The 17,775-nt window shown below is 41.1% G+C and carries 15 protein-coding genes; 4 read left to right on the top strand and 11 right to left on the bottom strand.

The window, feature by feature from the left end; translation table 11 throughout:
* Positions 1-65: 65 nt before the first annotated feature.
* From ACSX1A_RS05275 to ACSX1A_RS05250, 6 genes are all read right to left on the bottom strand, one after another.
* Positions 66-1,214 carry a DegT/DnrJ/EryC1/StrS family aminotransferase gene (locus tag ACSX1A_RS05275; RefSeq protein WP_439882575.1) on the bottom strand — a complete coding sequence of 383 codons (1,149 nt, stop codon included), beginning with the start codon at positions 1,212-1,214 and terminating at the stop codon, positions 66-68.
* Complete coding sequence (locus tag ACSX1A_RS05270; RefSeq protein ID WP_439882574.1) at positions 1,211-2,194, bottom strand: NAD-dependent epimerase/dehydratase family protein; 984 nt, start codon at positions 2,192-2,194, stop codon at positions 1,211-1,213. The genes ACSX1A_RS05275 and ACSX1A_RS05270 overlap by 4 nt, the downstream gene beginning before the upstream one ends.
* An 87-nt stretch (positions 2,195-2,281) precedes the next feature.
* The gene (locus ACSX1A_RS05265) at positions 2,282-2,926 is read right to left on the bottom strand and encodes an acetyltransferase (protein ID WP_439882573.1); all 645 of its coding nucleotides are present in this window, start codon (positions 2,924-2,926) and stop codon (positions 2,282-2,284) included.
* Complete coding sequence (locus ACSX1A_RS05260; RefSeq protein ID WP_439882572.1) at positions 2,919-4,043, bottom strand: DegT/DnrJ/EryC1/StrS family aminotransferase; 1,125 nt, start codon at positions 4,041-4,043, stop codon at positions 2,919-2,921. Before ACSX1A_RS05260 ends, ACSX1A_RS05265 begins: the two co-directional genes overlap by 8 nt.
* Before the next feature lies 1 nt (position 4,044).
* Positions 4,045-4,548: an acyltransferase gene (locus ACSX1A_RS05255; RefSeq protein WP_439882571.1), complete on the bottom strand. Its 504-nt coding sequence runs from the start codon at positions 4,546-4,548 to the stop codon at positions 4,045-4,047.
* Between the two features lie 3 nt (positions 4,549-4,551).
* Positions 4,552-5,604 carry a Gfo/Idh/MocA family protein gene (locus ACSX1A_RS05250; RefSeq protein WP_439882570.1) on the bottom strand — a complete coding sequence of 351 codons (1,053 nt, stop codon included), beginning with the start codon at positions 5,602-5,604 and terminating at the stop codon, positions 4,552-4,554.
* 605 nt (positions 5,605-6,209) lie between these two features.
* On the opposite strand from ACSX1A_RS05250, the gene ACSX1A_RS05245 reads away from it, so the two are divergent.
* From ACSX1A_RS05245 to ACSX1A_RS05230, 4 genes are all read left to right on the top strand, one after another.
* The gene (locus ACSX1A_RS05245) at positions 6,210-6,473 is read left to right on the top strand and encodes a PID-CTERM protein-sorting domain-containing protein (protein WP_439882569.1); all 264 of its coding nucleotides are present in this window, start codon (positions 6,210-6,212) and stop codon (positions 6,471-6,473) included.
* 35 nt (positions 6,474-6,508) lie between these two features.
* Positions 6,509-7,024 (top strand): exosortase X, encoded by a 516-nt coding sequence (gene xrtX / locus ACSX1A_RS05240; RefSeq protein WP_439882568.1) that lies wholly within the window; start codon positions 6,509-6,511, stop codon positions 7,022-7,024.
* 7 nt (positions 7,025-7,031) lie between these two features.
* Entirely contained in the window at positions 7,032-7,472 is a 441-nt protein-coding gene (locus tag ACSX1A_RS05235; RefSeq protein WP_439882567.1) for an XrtX-associated membrane protein, read from the top strand.
* A 335-nt stretch (positions 7,473-7,807) separates the two neighbouring features.
* Positions 7,808-9,199, top strand: a complete 1,392-nt coding sequence (locus ACSX1A_RS05230) for an undecaprenyl-phosphate glucose phosphotransferase (RefSeq protein WP_439882566.1) — start codon at positions 7,808-7,810, stop codon at positions 9,197-9,199.
* Positions 9,200-9,350: 151 nt separating this feature from the next.
* Here the strand turns inward: ACSX1A_RS05230 and ACSX1A_RS05225 are convergent, their stop codons facing one another.
* From ACSX1A_RS05225 to ACSX1A_RS05205, 5 genes are all read right to left on the bottom strand, one after another.
* The gene (locus ACSX1A_RS05225; protein ID WP_439882565.1) at positions 9,351-10,532 is read right to left on the bottom strand and encodes an aldose epimerase family protein; all 1,182 of its coding nucleotides are present in this window, start codon (positions 10,530-10,532) and stop codon (positions 9,351-9,353) included.
* An 89-nt stretch (positions 10,533-10,621) separates the two neighbouring features.
* The gene (locus ACSX1A_RS05220; protein WP_439882564.1) at positions 10,622-12,214 is read right to left on the bottom strand and encodes an alpha-amylase family glycosyl hydrolase; all 1,593 of its coding nucleotides are present in this window, start codon (positions 12,212-12,214) and stop codon (positions 10,622-10,624) included.
* Positions 12,215-12,385: 171 nt separating this feature from the next.
* Positions 12,386-14,857 carry a glycoside hydrolase family 31 protein gene (locus ACSX1A_RS05215; RefSeq protein WP_439882563.1) on the bottom strand — a complete coding sequence of 824 codons (2,472 nt, stop codon included), beginning with the start codon at positions 14,855-14,857 and terminating at the stop codon, positions 12,386-12,388.
* A gap of 145 nt (positions 14,858-15,002) precedes the next feature.
* Complete coding sequence (locus tag ACSX1A_RS05210) at positions 15,003-16,103, bottom strand: SusE domain-containing protein (protein WP_439882562.1); 1,101 nt, start codon at positions 16,101-16,103, stop codon at positions 15,003-15,005.
* Positions 16,104-16,178: 75 nt separating this feature from the next.
* Positions 16,179-17,774 (bottom strand): RagB/SusD family nutrient uptake outer membrane protein, encoded by a 1,596-nt coding sequence (locus ACSX1A_RS05205; protein ID WP_439882561.1) that lies wholly within the window; start codon positions 17,772-17,774, stop codon positions 16,179-16,181.
* Position 17,775 lies beyond the last annotated feature (1 nt).

Below are 17,775 nucleotides of genomic sequence, written 5' to 3'. Positions count from 1 at the left end.
CACATTTTAATGTCTCAACATTATAAATAACATCATTTATAATTTAATATTTTAAAGACAACAATTTAATGAGCAGTAATAGTCTCTGGCGTAACTATGGATCTAAAAGATTCAATCACATACTTTATCTTCTCCTCATCCATTGGCACATATAATGGAATTATAACAGACTTATCTTGCAAGTCTTCAGAAACAGGTAAACTTAAAACTCCACATTTATCTTTGTATGCTGTTTCCCGATGTGCTGTCATAATTCCCCTCCTGCTGGCTATACCTTTGTCCAACAGTTCTTGCATCAGCTCATTTCTTCCTACCTGGCAAGACCTTTTAAGGTAAATACTGTAGGACTGATAGTTACTATAGTAGCCTTCCTTTTCAAGAGGTAGCCGAACAAAATCCAAGCTTTTGAAAGCCTCTTGGTAAGCAGCAGCAATTTTTCTACGCTCTATAACAATCCAGTCAAGCTTCTCTAGTTGCTTGATTCCGACAGCTGCCTGGATATCTGTCATTCGGTAGTTGTAGCCAACTTCTACATGGTCCTCGAAAATCACCTTGTTTGCCTCGTGCCGCACCCGATCGTTTACAGACATGCCATGCTGGCGTAACAACTTTAGCCTGTTGTAATAATCTTCCCTGTTAGTGGTAATCATACCACCATCACCTGTAGAGATTACTTTTCTCGGGTGAAAAGAAAAACATACCAACTCTGAATGAGACCCTATCTTTTTTCCCTTATAAGCGGAACCGGCTGCACAGGCTGCGTCTTCAATTAACTTTAAGCCATACTTGTCACACAACTCCTGAAAAACATCGATATCAGCCGGCATGCCGACCTGATGCACAATCAGTATAGCCTTGGTTTTATCCGTTATTCTCTTCTCTACATCAAGGGGATCTATGTTATACGTCTCAGGCTGTACCTCTGCAAAAATAGGAGTTGCTCCGACATACTTTATAGCGTTTGCCGTTGCGATATAACTCATTGAGGGGCAGATCACCTCATCACCCGGCCCCACACCGGTTACAATCATAGCCAGATGCAGCGCTGTCGTACAGTTTGAAACAGCCACGGCATACTTTGCCCCGGTATACGCGGCAAATTTCTCCTCAAACTCCTGCACTTTGGGGCCTTGTGTTATCCAACCGGTTAAGATGGTGTCATAAGCTGCCTGTGCCTCTTCTTCTGTTAAGTATGGTTTCGCGATTGGTATCATATGCTTAGTGCTGAAGCTTTTTTCTTTTCAAAATACCATTGGCTAAGTTCCTGTAAGCCTTTCTCCAAAGTAACTGTAGGCTCAAAACCAAGTAGCTTTTTTGCTTTGCTATTATCTGCCAGGCGTCTGCTTACCGGATTTACAGTATTTTCTTCTTTAAACTCAGGAATAAGCTTTGAATCATTAACTCTTAACAAAGCCTCTAACAACTGCTTCAGGCTAGTTTCTTCACAATTACCCACGTTAAATGCCTCGTCAGTAACATCTGATACTAAAGCTGCTACATTAGCCTTTGCCACATCCCGCACATACACAAAGTCCATGGAGGAGCTGCCGTCACCGTAAATCAATGGTGCCTTGCCGTCACGTATACAGTCCAGCCACCGGATCATCACCTCAGTATATTTTCCGTCAGTATCCATACGGGGACCATACACATTGAAATAGCGTAGCGCAACATAGTCCAAATCATACATAAATTTAAAGCTTCTGAACAGCTGCTCTCCCCAGAGCTTTGCTCCGCCATAAAATGTCTGGTTGTTATAAGGGTTATCTGTTTCGGGAGTAGGGAAATGCTGCGCCAAACCATATACTGAAGCGCTGGAGCTGTAGATTACTTTTCTCACTTTATGCTTCACGCATAACTCCGTCAAATCAAATGTAGATTTCAGCATCACCTCAAAGCCTTCTTTTGGGTTTGCAGCACAGGCGTTGATGCGTAAGGCAGCCATATGAAAAACATAATCTGCGCCTGCCACGCATTCTTCAAGTAAAGATGTATCTCTAATGTCTCCTTCAACAAAATGCACGACAGGGTTACCTATAAAGGATTTCATGTTTTCGTAGCTGCCACGAATAAGGTTATCTAGAACAATAACCTTGGCTGGGTTACTCTTAAGCAACTCCTCCACCACGTAAGATCCTATGAAACCGGCACCCCCGGTTACTAATATGCTGCTGTTATGTATCTTCTTATGCATGTTCTTTCTTTGTACTATGTGCTTAAAAGGAGCCTCTATGGTAATGCTATGCTTAATTCTAGTCTCTTTGTTGCTGATGATAAAAGGTTAAACTACCTCTTGTCCCACATAGGCGTTCAGGTTGCGTGCAGGATTGCCCACCATTTTGGCGTTCTTCGGAACGCTTCTAACAATGTTACTACCTAAGCCTATAAGTGAAGCATCACCTATGCTTATACCATTTATGATGTTGGTGCCACTTCCTATATAGCAGCATTTTCCTATCGTTGTTCCTCCTGCCACTACCACGTTACTACCTATTAGTGTGTATTCGCCCACCATAGAATCGTGATGTATAACCGTGTTTGGCAAAACAACTACATGGTCGTTGATACAGGCATTACTGGTAAGCACTACCCCAGCCATAATCAGGCTGTTCACACCAACTTTTACGTTCCTGCCGATGAAGGCTTTAGGATGTACTGCTGTAACAAATCTGTTCTTTTCTATTCCTAAAGAACTGATGATATCTTTCCTTTGCCGGAAGGAAGTAGAGCTGCCGGGCACAGCCAATACATATAAGTCATGATATCTCTTTAGAAAACTACGGGTATATAGGTCATACATATCCGATTTCTTGGACGAATCGTCATCCACAAAACCTACAAACTCATACTCTGCAAAACTGATGCAGTCCAGCGCCTCGATTCCATTACCATTGAAAGGGAATATAACCAGTTTCTTTCTAAGCATTATTGTAACCGTTTAGCACATCTATCACATAGCTTACTTTATCATCTGTCAGTTCAGCATACATAGGCAAAGAAAGACAATGACTCGCCAGGTACTCTGCGTTAGGACAATCCCCTACTTTGTAGTCTAAGTGCTCATAGGCCTTTTGAAGGTGACAAGGCACTGGATAGTGCAGACCTGGATATATATTATTCTCGTTCAGATACTTCATCAGCCCATCTCTGTCCTTTGTTGTAATCACAAACAAGTGATAAACGGACTCTGCCCATGCTGGCTGAGTTTGTAACTGTAAGTGTGGGTTTGATAGTTCTTCTTGGTATCGTTTCGCTATTTCTCTCCTGCGGCTGTTCCAGTCAGGCAAATACTTAAGTTTAACTTTTAGTGAAGCACCCTCAAGCCCTCCCATCCGCATGTTGAACCCAACTTCATCGTGATAGTACCTTACTGTAGAGCCATGATTTCTGAGGCTTAATAGGTGCTTGTAATAGGCTTCATTGTTCGTTGTGATACCACCGGCCTCTCCACAGGCACCAAGATTTTTACCGGGATAAAAGCTAAAGCATGCCATTTCACCAAAGCCTCCTGCCAGCGTGCCTTTATATTTTGCTCCCTGCGCTTGTGCAGCGTCCTCCAATAAGAAGAGACTATACTTCTGGCAGATCGTGAGTAATGCCTCCACATTAAAAGGCTGCCCATACAAATGCACTCCTATAATGGCTTTCGTCCGAGGAGTAATCATCTGCTCAATTTTAGAGGCATCTATTTGCCAAGTGTCTGAGGTGCAGTCTACGAAAACCGGAGTGGCTCCAGTGTAAGTTACTCCCCAGGCAGTAGCTATAAATGTGTTAGCAGGCACAATCACTTCATCCCCTACTCCGATTCCTAAGGCAAGCATAGCTAAGTGCAAAGCAGAGGTACCATTATTTACGCCAACTGCATACTGTGTCTGACAGAACGCAGAGAAGTCTTTTTCAAAATCCTCTACAAACAGCCCTCCCGAAAAAGCAGTACTTTCATACACTCTTTCAAAAGCTTCAAACACCTCCTGTTTTATCTTCTGATGCTGCACTCTAAGGTCAAGGCATGGGATTTTCTCCTGGATAGCTGTCGACTCCATATTAAACAAGTATTTTGTCGGCTGATTTAATTATCTTGGCAGGATTACCTGCCACTACGGTATGCTCAGACACATCTTTGGTAACAACAGAACCAGCTCCGATTATTGCCTTTTTCCCGATGCGAACACCACAAAGTATGGTGGCGCTGGAGCCGATGGAGGCACCTTCCTCCACGTAGGTTTCTACACAGCTCCAGTCGGCCTCTGTCTGCAAAGATCCGTCCTTGTTCGTGGCACGGGGAAACTTATCGTTGATGAAGGTGACGTTGTGGCCCACAAACACGTTGTCGGCAATATGAACTCCTTCGCAAATAAAAGTATGGCTGGATATCTTACAGTTCTTGCCAATAGAAACCCCTTTCTGTATTTCTACAAAAGTGCCCACTTTGGAACCGTCCCCTATACTACACCCATAGGCATTTACGAAGTTGTAGATCTTCACATCCTTACCCAGCTTTACATTGTGCAGGCTTTGTTTATCGTTTTCGATTGTAGTTGTTTCCATACTCTAGATTAAAACTTCGTGGCCATTATGATTAGCTGGTACTGTAGTTGCCTCTAAAATGACTTCACGCCCGTTATGCTTAATAGACTTGCTTGAGGCTTCTAATATCCTGACAACATCCAAGCCCAACTGGCAAGATGACACAGGTTGTTTCTTCTTCTGGACACAGGCTATGAAATCGTTTGCCATACCTAGAAGAGCTTCGGTTGTGGTAAGTTTGGGAACATGAATATCTCCTGTCCTGTAGTCGACCAACACTTGCTTTTTCTCTTCATCGTTGGAGTAACTGTAACCTGTATCATACACCTTTACCTTCTCCGTCGGCTCCAGATCGTTGTAAAGGATCATTTTCTGGTCCCCTCCAATCAGCATCATCCTCACTTTCACTGGGCTCGTCCAGGAGCAGTTGAAGTGGGCTATAAAGCCAGATGGGTAATTAATAGTCAGGTATGCAATATTCTCTATACTGTTGTTTGTATGTGTAATACCGGTTGCATTCACACTATATGGTCTCTCGTCTACAATATAATTTAATATAGAAATGTCGTGAGGCGCTAAATCCCAAAGCACATTAATATCTGACTGAAATAAGCCCAAATTGATACGGGTTGAGTCTAAGTACTTGATGTTGCCTAACTCATGTTCCTCAACCAGCTGCTTCATTTTCTGCACTGCACCGGTGTAGAGGAAGGTATGGTCCACCATGAGCAAGACACCCTTTTGTTCTGCAAGATTTATCAGCATCTCCGCTTCTTCTACTGAAGAAGCCATAGGCTTTTCCAGTAGGACATGCTTCCCCTCTGCAATTGCTTTTCTAGCTAGGGCAAAATGAGTTGAAACAGGAGTGGCAATGACTACTGCATCAATGTCAGAGTTATAAATTATGTTATCTGCATCCCTGACACCGGAAATACATGGGAATGCTATTCCCAGTTGCTGTAGCCTCTCAGTTCTTGCATCTGCTACCAATTTCACACAGCAATCTTTTGCAGCAAAAAAATTCCTAACAAGATTCGGCCCCCAGTACCCATATCCGATTATTCCTATATTGATCATAGCTTTCAAAAAAAGGATACTAATATGTTATTTTGTCTTTTTTACAGGAAACCTTTAAGCCATCAGTTAATAAAATGGAGAGAATGTTTAATTCTTTAACTATGCCAAAAGATATTTTCTGCTATTGAGACCTATAATATGCTTAACCATTATGTATTAAAATATTGCAAGATTAAGATTGCATTAAAATACAATAATTACTTAATAAGGTTTTATACAGGTAACGCATAAATGGCAAATGACAATTTTAAATTAGTATACTACCAATTTTTACTATCTAATTATTAAGCCCCTACTTGTAGATTGTTTATTAGTAAGTGCTATACAATTTATTAGTATGTGTGTTATTTGATAGGCTTGTCATTGAAGAGTTTCTAATGTTTATTAACAAATAGTAAATTGTTTTTAATTAAATCCTTTGAACTTTATCTTGATCGTCTCTAATTATACTAATATAGTTCCATTACAAAATGATTGAATATCAGTATCAAATGGGAAATAGATCGTATACTTAGGTTAATCTTCTATGCTTAATTTTATATAATAAATTAGAATAGTTTCTTCGTTTAAATAGAGTAGTGTTAATAATGTAAACTAAAATGATTATGGTATCAATAATAAAAGAGACATTTGTAATATTAATACTTGTTGTTATGATCAGCTCAAACCCTTTGTTTGGTCAAGGAAGAAGTGAAACAAAGAAAGTCAAAAACTCTGCCGCTCCTGGTATGTCTAATCCCAAAAACCCTAACAATCCCACAGGTGTACCAATAGACGGAGGCACTGGACTACTACTTGCCGCAGGAGCAGCTTATGGACTCAAGAAGCTTCGAGATTATAGAAAAGGGACAAAAAGTAATGAAGTTTAACAAAATCTAATTAAGCTGTATAGTAATATACTTCAGTGAGCGAGAATAGAAAAACGATAAGGTTCATCCTTTACGCTATGTGTCTGTGCATTGCATGGTTTTTTATATATGATTTTTGGCTGAGTAGCTTTGATAGAAGTATAACCATACATGTAGTTAATGCTACTGTAATCTTTCTAAACCTGATTGGCTATAATGCAGAGGCTAAAGACATAATGATACGAATTAATGGAGAAGATGTGGTATTTGTATATCATGCCTGTAACGGCATGATATTAATGGCCCTTTTTGCAGGTTTTATCATAGCTTTTCCAGGTCCGCTTCTATTAAAGCTTATTTTTATTCCTATTGGAATTTTAATAATTGACTTGCTTAATATCTTACGTGTTGCAACTCTTGCTCTAAATGCTCATTATTTCCATCAGACTTTAGAATTTAATCATAAATATACTTTTACATTAGTCGTTTATGCAGCGATCTTCTATCTATGGATGCTGTGGATCAGGAAGTATTCAGGCGTAAAAGCTCCTCTTAAAAAGATAAATAATTAGACTGGATATGCAAAAACTTAAGTGGGTTTTAACTGGTACGCTTGTTATATTAGTAGTTATGGTGGGTCAGTTTGAAGATTTGCTTAAGACAGAGATACTTACTCTTATAACTTCTCCTTTTAGTTTACCAGTAATTAGCCATGAGCTATCACTTAGTCTATTCAACAACAGTGGTAGAATAACAAATTTGGTATTCCGGGTACTTTACTGTTGCCTTTGCGTATTTACTGTTCACTCGCTTTTTTATAATTATAAAATCACGAAATTAGCTATAGGGTTTTATTTAGCAGTTCTAGTACTAGTTTTCCTTTTATATGGTATTTCAGTAAGTATGAATATACAACCGCTGCACACCATAGCTTTCAGAATTGATACCTTACTTATTTCTCCGATGGCCATTATCATTTTCATTCCTGCCTTAACCTTATCGACTAGGACACAAAAATAAGATTCAAAGTTGCCCTAAAACATATAATGCTTACGGAAAAAAAATTCTCCACTTTATCACAAATTCCGATTCAACTTGCCACTCAAACTATAAATTAATAACAATTAAATCATTAATTTATCTAAAACAAGCATCTACCCCCTACTTACAACCATTGGCTAAAAAAAATTATAGAATGTAATCGCAAACATTTCTAAAGAGTATAAACTACAAAAGATAATATTGAACATTAAGCAACTAAACGGAAGTTTTTTATAGCTGAAAATCAGAATATTATAGCTCACCCTAAAAAATCAAGTATCATTAAATGTTGATGAAGTTAGCCAAATAGAACTATGGCACACAAGTACTCTACCTTATTTAAGTGGATAAACGTCATTATTGACTATGCTATTTTGAACCTGGCTCTTTATGCCTGTTTTGCCTTAGCGGATCGAAATTTGATGTGGAGGGAAGTTTACGATTATAGATTAACAATTATTCTTTTAAACTTCTGCTGGTTCTATAGTTCAAGTGTCCTTAACGTTTACAAACAGATCCTAAAACGTGGTGCCGGACCATTGATGAGTGCGAACATCGCATCCTTGTGCCTTTTTATACTTATGGCTGCTATCATCAAGCTAGTGGTTCCAGATCTATACATCCCTCCTACACCTTTTATTTACTATTTTTCTCTTTTTCCTGCTTTGATACTTATCTGGAGGTTTACCTTTTTACTATTAAGGAAACAGATAAGAAAGTACTGGCCAGGATTTAACAATATTGTTATCGTAGGCGCAGGGCCAGCAGGAATTGATTTATACAATTACATGGTGGCTAACCCACAGTTAGATTATAATGTATTGGGAGTATTCGATGATAATCGCTTAAATGTACCACCGCACATAAATTACCTTGGTAAGGTTACAGAGTGTATAACTTATGCGTGTGTAAATGGTGTCTGTGAGATTTATTGCGCTCTAAAGCACCATGAATATGATAGAATTGAGTGGCTGATGCATGAAGCCGATAAATACATGGTCCGTTTCAGGCTGGTACCTGATATTAAAGGAGCAATGCATCACAACTTTTTGGTAGAGCTTTTTGGATCTGTACCAGTTCTCAAAACCCGACAAGAACCACTAGAAAACAAAGCGAATGAGGTTACTAAGAGAGCATTTGATGTTGTGTTTTCTAGTCTTGTACTCGTCTTTATTTTAAGCTGGTTGATTCCGATATTAGCAGTACTCATTAAGGTAGACTCAAATGGTCCTGTTTTTTTTAAACAACTGCGTTCAGGCAAAAACAATAAATCCTTTTACTGCCTTAAGTTCAGAAGTATGACAGTTAATACTGATTCAGACACTAAACAGGCTAGTAAAGACGATTGTCGTGTGACAAGGATTGGAAGATTCATCAGGAAGACCAGTATAGACGAGTTACCTCAGTTCATCAACGTCTTAATGGGAGATATGTCAGTAGTTGGTCCTCGACCTCATATGCTGAAACATACCAATGACTACTCACAGCTAATTGACAATTACATGGTTCGTCACTTTCTTACGCCAGGTATAACCGGTTGGGCGCAAGTAAACGGATTCAGAGGCGAAACCAGGGAAACAATCGCTATGCTGAACAGGGTTAAAGCCGATCTCTGGTACCTTGAGAACTGGTCTATTTTGCTTGATCTCAAAATTGTTTGCCAGACGGTTTTGGTTTTGGTCGCAAACAAAGAGAACGCTTACTAAAATATTGCTTTAATTAATATCAACGCACTACCTTTTCTTGCTGATAAAAGCCAAACCCCTCCCTGGAGGGGTTTGGCTAGATATTAGGTAATTTCTAGAGCTAACTATCGCTGCATAGCTCAACCAGAAGGATATCTGAATAACAAACCAGTTATTCCTTTACTCCAAATTTATAAATCGTTGTCTCTTTATACTTCTCTCCTGGCTTTAAGATTGTACTTGGAAAGCTTGGTTGGTTCGGAGAATCCGGGTAGTGTTGTGCCTCCAGGCAAAGCCCTGCATACCTGGCATAAACTGTATTGTTTTTGCCCGTCAGGCTGCCGTCCAGGTGGTATGCTGTGTAAAACTGTATGCCGGGCTGTGTCGTGAATACTTCCATCATACGCCCAGATGTAGGATCATAAACAGTAGCAGCTTTTGTCAGGTCATCTCCACCTTTATCGATCACATAATTCAGGTCGTAACCATATCCTCCAGGCAAGGTGTTTACCCTCGGGCCTACTGGTTGTGGCGTAGTAAAGTCATAGGGGGTTCCTTTTACAGATTTCAATTCACCTGTCGGGATCAGTGTCTCGTCTGTTACGGTAAACTTATCTGCATTAATCTGCACTACGTCATTCAGAATATCCTTATCCTGACCTGCACTTAAGTTGAAATAACTATGATTAGTCAAATTTACCGGAGTTGCCTTGTCTGTAGTGGCTTCGTAATCTATTTTAAGACCATTATCATCTGTTAACGTGTAGGTCACTACCGCTTTTAAATTGCCGGGATAACCTTCTTCCATATCCTTGCTGAGGTAAGTAAGCTGAATAGCGTTCTGCTCTGGTAATTCCTCTGCCTGCCACACAACTCTATCAAAACCTGTTATACCGCCGTGCAGGTGATTGGGTGCATTGTTAGTTGCCAAAGTGTACTCCTGGCCATCAACACTAAATTTTCCTTTAGCAATGCGGTTGGCATATCGGCCCACAATCCCACCGAAGTGCGGATCATTGGGTATGTAGCCATCAACTTTATCAAAGCCAAGCGTAATATCACCCATTTTGCCATTCTTGTCAGGGGTAACGATAGAGGTAACTATTGCGCCATAGTTGGTGATCTTCACCTCTACCCCATTCTTATTGGTTAAAGTATAAAGGCTTACTTCTTCCCCGTTAGGAGCTTTGCCGAAGGGCTCTTTTGTGATCTTCATATCAGCTTGTTCAGATGTAACAGTTGTAGTCTGTTCAGCGGTAGTGTCCTGGCTGGCACAGCTTACCAAGCCGGCAGCGCTTAAACTACCAAAAAGTGCCAGCATCATGACACTGCTTTTTATATTCCGTTTTTTCATATAATCTAATTCAACAGATAAATTTATCGTTTATAACTCGGTTAAGTGGCAGATACATGTTGTTACCTGACCAAAGAATTATAGTGTTTTTATTTTTTTAAAATCAAAGTACTATAAGCTGGTAGCATCACCTGCCCTTTTTTAAGTTCGGCACCATTTGTCTGAAATACCACACCCTTATAACCTTCTAAATTACGGGGCACTTTTACACTTGCCGGCATACCGGAAACGTTATGAAGCACGAAGAGTGATTCTCCATCCTTTGAACGTACAAATGCACTAACAGCTTTGTTGGCAGCATTAACAGGCTCCAGATCTCCGTAGGTAAGGGCTTTGCTGTGATTTCTTAAATTAATTAATGTTTTGTAATGGTTTAAAAGGGAATTTTTGTTCTCCTCCTGAACAGCTACTGGAGCAACAGTTTGCTCCGTACTATACTCTGGTTTCACCCAGGTAGTGCGGCAATCATCTTTACTTTTCACATCCCAGATAAACGGTTCTCTAATAAGTTCATCCGGTTTCTTACCCTGCATGCCAATCTCCTCGCCATAATAAATATAGGGCGAACCTGGTAATGTAAGTAGCAGCGCAGCAGCCATTTTCGCTTTGTTCATGTCTCCGTTCACTTCGCTCATGATCCTGTTCTGGTCATGGTTGCTCAGAATGGTGGCATCTACAAAGTCAGGATTAACATCAGAATAAAAATCAATGATCTTGTCATGCTTGATAGCCAGAGAGTCGCCCTCTCCTTCTTTTAAAGCTTTCAAAATTGCCCAGCTCATTTCAAAGTTAAACAACGCAGGAAGGCCTTTGGTATAAGGTGCGACTGTTTTTGCATCAGCCCATACTTCACCAACCAGGTACACATCTGGCTTTACCTTCTGCATTTCACTTCTAAATTCTTCCCAGAACTTATGATTATCTTCCTGCCTGTCGTCAGTAAAAATATGGCGGGCTGCATCTAACCTAAATCCATCTACCCCAACTTCCTCTAACCAGAATTTGCCAATATTAACTGCTTCCTGGCGCATCTTCGGATTATCGTAATTAAGGTCAGGCATGCCTCCCCAGAAGTAACCATAGTATTTATAATCGCTGCCTTCCACAGAATGCCAATGCTTGGTATTATGCGAGTCATCACCCGTAAATTTACCTTCTCCTTTTGTTATTGGATCATCTTTATGAGCCCAAACATAGTAATCCCGGTAAGGGCTGTTCGGGTTTTTCGCAGCATCCTTAAACCACGGATGATCAACACCTGAGTGGTTCAGCACCAGGTCTATCACCACATTGATACCGCGTTTATGGGCCTCTTTCACAAACTCCTTAAAATCTTCCATAGTCCCGTAATCCGGGTGCACGCCATAATAGTCCGTCACATCATACTTATGATAGGAAGGGGAAGGGCTCATCGGCATTAGCCAGACAGCTTCAACGCCAAGCTCATTCAGGTAATCTAACTTGGAGGTCATCCCTTTTATGTCTCCGATGCCGTTGTTATCAGAATCACAAAAAGACTGCACAAATATTTCATAAGATACCCCTCTTGGCCACTCGCTTACCTTGGCTTCTTGTAAGGCCTGGGTTCCAGAGTCGCTCTGAATTTTAGCGGGGGAAGTACAGGCCGCCGTCATTAGTAAGGCAGACAAGACCAGCAGGTGCGGAAGTTTCAGCTTTTTCATATGTTTAGGATAATGGAGTTCGTTTTGGTATTCTGTATGCTTTTACTTGCGCTACATTTCAATTTAACTGCTGCATGCGCTTATAATAAAAGGAATAATACTCTATTGAATGAACTGTAAAGTATAAAAAAAGCACCCATAAAATCTGGTTCTATGGATGCTTTTCTTTATTTAATAGCTAATGGTAAACTTGTCTTTATCGTTTTTCAAGACAATACGCTGTACTTCATATCCCTCTTTCGGGTTAGCAGAACCCTGTGGATCGAAACGTGAAATCGGATCCAGGAATGAAGCAAAATCTTTGGTCAGGTTCTGGCTCTTGTTGTTCACTTTTACTTTAGTTGTACCTTCAAAGCCGTGCAGCATCACCTTAATGTTTTTGAAGTTAGAGTTATAATTACCCTCTACTTTATCAAAGGTGATGGTCTTTTTACGCGGATCGAAATTGATGGTACGCTTAAAATACTCTCCTTTCTTGTAGTCGTAGGATTTACCATCGTCTTCATAATACACAAACGAATTAGCAACGTCACCATTGTACACATGTACCGTCAGGGTATCGGTTGGTTTTTCTGATGTACTTTGTATAAGTGACTGCATTGGTATGATACTGCTTTCTTTTACATAAACTGGCAGCTTATTATACTGAATACCGATGATCTCCTCCTGGTTACCCTGCTTCACCTCTCCGGTATAAAAGTTATACCACTTGCCCTTCGGAAAGTATACCTTACCATAATTCTTTCCGCTTTCGAAAGGCATGATCAGGAATGCTTCACCAAACTGGTATTCTGTATCAAACTCACCACTGTAGATTTTAGGATCATGGGTGTAATCAATGGCTAGCGTACGCATTAATGGGTGCCCTGTTTGTGCTGCCTCGTAGAAGTTAGAGTAAATATAAGGCAGCAACTTATAGCGTAAGCTAATGAAATTACGTGCTATCTCTGTTACTTCTTCTCCATATGCCCAAGGCTCAGAAGATTTAGAATTTACACCAGTGTGGTTTCGGAAATACGGTGTAAATGCCCCAAGCTGAATCCAGCGGGCATATAATCCGATAGACGGATTACCCGTAAAACCACCAATATCCATACCTGTGAAGGCAATACCACTAACGCCCATACTGTTCAATAAGCGGATGCCCAGCAACATGTGGCTGTCTTCAGAACGGTTATCTCCTGTCCAGATAGCTGTATAACGTTGCGAACCTGAATAACCAGCCCGTGATAACAGGAATGGTCGTTGGTTTGGCAGGTGTTCGCGGGAGCCTTCATAGCTGGCTCGCGCCATCTCCAGTCCATATACGTTACGACCTTCTTTGTGCGTCGTCAGGTGACCATCATATTGAAACAACACGTTGTTTGGCATTTTCTGTCCCCAGGTTGCTATCTCGTTCATGTCGTTCCAGAAACCATCAACTCCTGTTTCAGCGAAGAATTTGATCTCTTTCTTCCACCAATCACGGCCTGCATCACTTGTAAAGTCAGGAAAATGCGTCCAGCCAGGCCACACCTGCCCCGTGTAGTATTCACCATCAGGGTACTTTAAGAAAATATCATCTTTCTTACCACGCTCATAAGCACCATATCCAGGCTCTACTTTAATCCCCGGATCCACGATCACCGTAGTTTTAAAGCCCATTTCTTCCAGCTTCTTGTTCATCTGCAATGGGTTCGGGAATCGGGTTTTGTCCCAGGTAAAAAGCTTATAGGCATCCATGTAATGAATGTCAAGCGTAATACCATCTGCAGGGATTTTCTTTTCACGCAAGGTCTGCGCTATACGGAATACTTCTGTTTCAGGATAATAAGAGTAGCGGTTCTGCTGGTATCCCAGGCTCCACAAAGGAGGCAGATCCATACGGCCCGTTATGTCTGTATAAGAGGTGATGATATCTGAAAGCTTGGTGTGGTAAATGAAGTAATAATCCATTTCACCACCTTGTGCTCCAAATGACGAAAACCTGTTATTGCTGGCACCAAAATTAAAGTCACTCTGGTAGGTGTTGTCGAAGAAGATACCGTAGTTCAGACCGCTGTGCACCCCAACGTAAAATGGAATGGTTGTGTAAAGTGGGTCTTGGCCTGTGCTGTAGCCGTAAGCATCGGTATTCCAGTTGGTATAACCGCTACCTCTGCGATCGAGGCCACCGGTTTTCTCACCCAAACCGATAAAGCGCTCTCCCTCCTGCATGTGCTTGTAGGTAGTTACCTCTTCACCTATCCAGGATGTGGTTAAACCTTCCTCATCTTTATTGATCACTTTTCCGTCTTTTGTCAGGAAGGCAACGGCAAAGGGGTTCTTGTTAATTCGGGTAACAAGGGAGTCCGTGGTGATAACAACCTCATTATTGTTTTGGGTGATGTTAGCTTTTGTCTGCTTTGGTTTACCCACCACCGCATAGGAGAAGTCATCTCCCAGTTTTTGCTTATCCATGCGCACACGCACCACCGAAGGGCTGTAAACGCTAACCTCTATAAAGGCATTTTGATCTGTGGTGAGGTTTACTTTTTGGCCGCTGATGTTTACAGTGTTTACTTTCCCAACACTTTTTATAGGGTTGGCCTGTTGAGCCGAGGAAGGAAAACTTAACACTGATAACAAAAGCAACGCCACTAAGGGTTTGTAAGGATGCTTCATTATATCCATTTATTTATTTTGAAAAATTCGTTAAAAAAATAACCCGGCAGAAGTCCACCGCCGGGTTATTTTTTTATTATTTTAATTCCAACTGTAAATTCTAAAAGCTTTCATAAGCATTCATCTACAGCGTAATAGCCTAAAATTACTTCTTAATAAACAAGTAATTACCTGTCAGATCATTAAAAACAATCATGTACGTACCAGCTGACAATTTAATGTTCTCACCACCTGCTTTGTTGAACAGTTTCTCCTGCTCACCTGCAGGAGCACCCCAGTTTGAGTCCCAATTAGGTTCAATTCTGAACTTCATCTCCACATCGTTCGCAAATGTATATTCTATTGTCCAGTAATGCGGATTGAAGCTGGTTTTGTTCATCGGTACAATTTTACTCCAAACATCTGTTGTTGCATCAGGCTTGAAAGAACCGATGATACCAATTGAGGCATAAGTAGGCTTCGCACTTGCATTGTAATCTGAGATAGTATAAGTGTTGCTTCTTAAGTCAACAGTTACAGTCTTATATCCTTCGGAAGTTATCTGAATCGAGGCTGGATCCGTATCAGCTTCTGTCTCACGGAAAACTAAGGTGTTATTAGCACCTGCACCATACATAGGAGCCCAACTTCCACGCTTACCCAAAAACTTAAAATAGTCTGCTTTGAACTTACCAGTATAAGTAAACTTAAACAGGTCAGCAGGATCGCGCAACATAGCTATAGCTTTGGTATTATCCCAGCCTGCGTCCGTTGCATCACCAACCATGTATAATGTTGCATATGGAGGTTCTGTAAGATAAGGCACTACAGACATCGTAACAACATTAGAATAAACCGGTGTTATATTAGGTGATACCGATGCACGGATACGCATGTCAATATCGTTCGGATTAAAAGCTCTAATGTCAAGCTTGTTTACCAAAGTATTCAACTGCTGTACTGTGAAGGTTTCTTCTGTGTCACTTCCCAGCTCCATTGTAACCGGAGTTGCAAAATTATTACCCTTAAGGTCTGCTTCCAACAGATAGTTAACAGCAGCCTGATATCCAAAATCAGATGGCGTCCACGTAAGCTTAACCGCTTCCTGTGCTGCTTTTGCTTCTGTTAGCTCAACACTAGTTGATGACACAGTGAGTGCAGGTGCCGTACCATCCGATACAAACACCATTTCCTCGTCTTTCTCACAACTCATTAGAGCCAGAGAAGCAACGATGAATATAAAAGATTTATTTAGCCAGTTTTTCATAAACATATTGTTTTGAGATATAAAGAGGTACTTACGGAAAAGAATTACCTCCTTTCCGTAAGTATCTTCATTTAATTAATAACCAGGATTTTGAACCAGATTAGGATTCGCTGTCAGATCGGTAGACGGCAAAGGGAACAGCGTGCGGAATGGCTCTACAGCTTTTCCTTCTTTCACGCCGCCTTTCCAAGGCCAGATATAGTTATCTGTTGTGAATCTTTTAAATCGGATAAGGTCCGTTCTACGGTGTGCTTCCCAATAAAGCTCCCTTGCACGTTCTGCAAGTATAAAGTCTAAGTTAAGCTGGCTCTGAGTTATTGTACCGCTTGCTGGGGCAAGAAACGCTCTGTTGCGCACGTTATTTACGTATTGCAGAGCCGTCGCCATGTCACCGCCAGTACCACCACGTAGTACCGCTTCGGCATACATCAGGTAAATATCTGCAAGTCGGAACATCGGGAAGTCTGTATCCGGATGATTGCCTGAAGGGTCAGAACCTTTTTGGCCGGTAGATGTCACATTTTTCCATTTTGCAATCGCGTATCCATCTGTAAAGGTAAACAGGTCGTTGATTTCCAACTCCTGACCTGCAGTATAGAAGTTTGCGCGATCGTCGGTATTACCGCTAATATCGCTGAACTTGTTCACAAAAGCTTTTGTGGTTCTAAGACCACCCCATCCGCCATTGATCCCAAAATCATCTTTGTTCATACTTCCGCCAACAGGAGCATGCACCAGGTAGGTCATACCACCCCAGGTCGTAGTTCTTAAACCATCGAATCTGATCGCAAAAATGATTTCGTTCGACTTATCATTGTCAGCCAGGAACAGGTTATCATAATCAGGAGTCAGTGAGTAGCCAGCATCAATAACTTTTTTAGCATATGTTATTGCTTCCGTATACTTTGGCTGACCTGTGTACACCTCTGCGTTCAGATACAGCTTAGTAAGAAGTGACCAGGCAGCTGCTTTATCAGCACGGCCAAACTCATTTTGGCGTGCATCAACTAACTCACTTTCAATTGCCTTCAACTCAGACTCAATGTAGCTAAACAGATCAGTACGCTCAATCTGCTCTGGCAGGAAGAAGCCAACTTTATCGTTTTCAGTTACAAATGGTACATTGCCATAAAGGTCAAGTGCATGCCAGTAGCTAAGGGCTCTCAGGAAACGGGCTTCTGCACGAAAGTTTTTCGCCTCTTCCAGATTAGCTCCTGTTATGCCACGTTCGCTTAGCTTTTCGTCAGTGGTTTCGCGGATGAATTCATTAGTAAGCGATACCTGGTAGAAAATACGATCGTAAAGAGCTCGTAAGAACTCATTCGAAGGATTCCAGTCCATATCATGCAGGTCCCGGAGGTTACCATCGTTCCAGCCTATAACAGCTTCATCGGTTGTAAGCTCCTGTGCTTGCCAATACTGACGCAGGTAGTTAGAGAAACCTTCGTCAATACCTCCAATATCCGGACGGCCGGCAGGTCCCTGCTGACCAGTTACTGCATAACCGGCATATAGTTTTGCCAGAATAGGCTTATAGTTTGCGAAGTCCTGGTAAACTTTAGCCGAAACCACATCATACTTTGGTGTGATGTCCAGGCTCTGATCACAGGCTACCGAAGTAACTGTAAGTACACCTGCAATGGCTATATTTCTTATGAATCTAGTATTCATG

Source organism: Pontibacter sp. MBLB2868 (assembly GCF_051904785.1).
In the GTDB taxonomy this organism is placed as follows: domain Bacteria; phylum Bacteroidota; class Bacteroidia; order Cytophagales; family Hymenobacteraceae; genus Pontibacter.
This window is presented reverse-complemented; position numbering and strand designations above follow the sequence as displayed.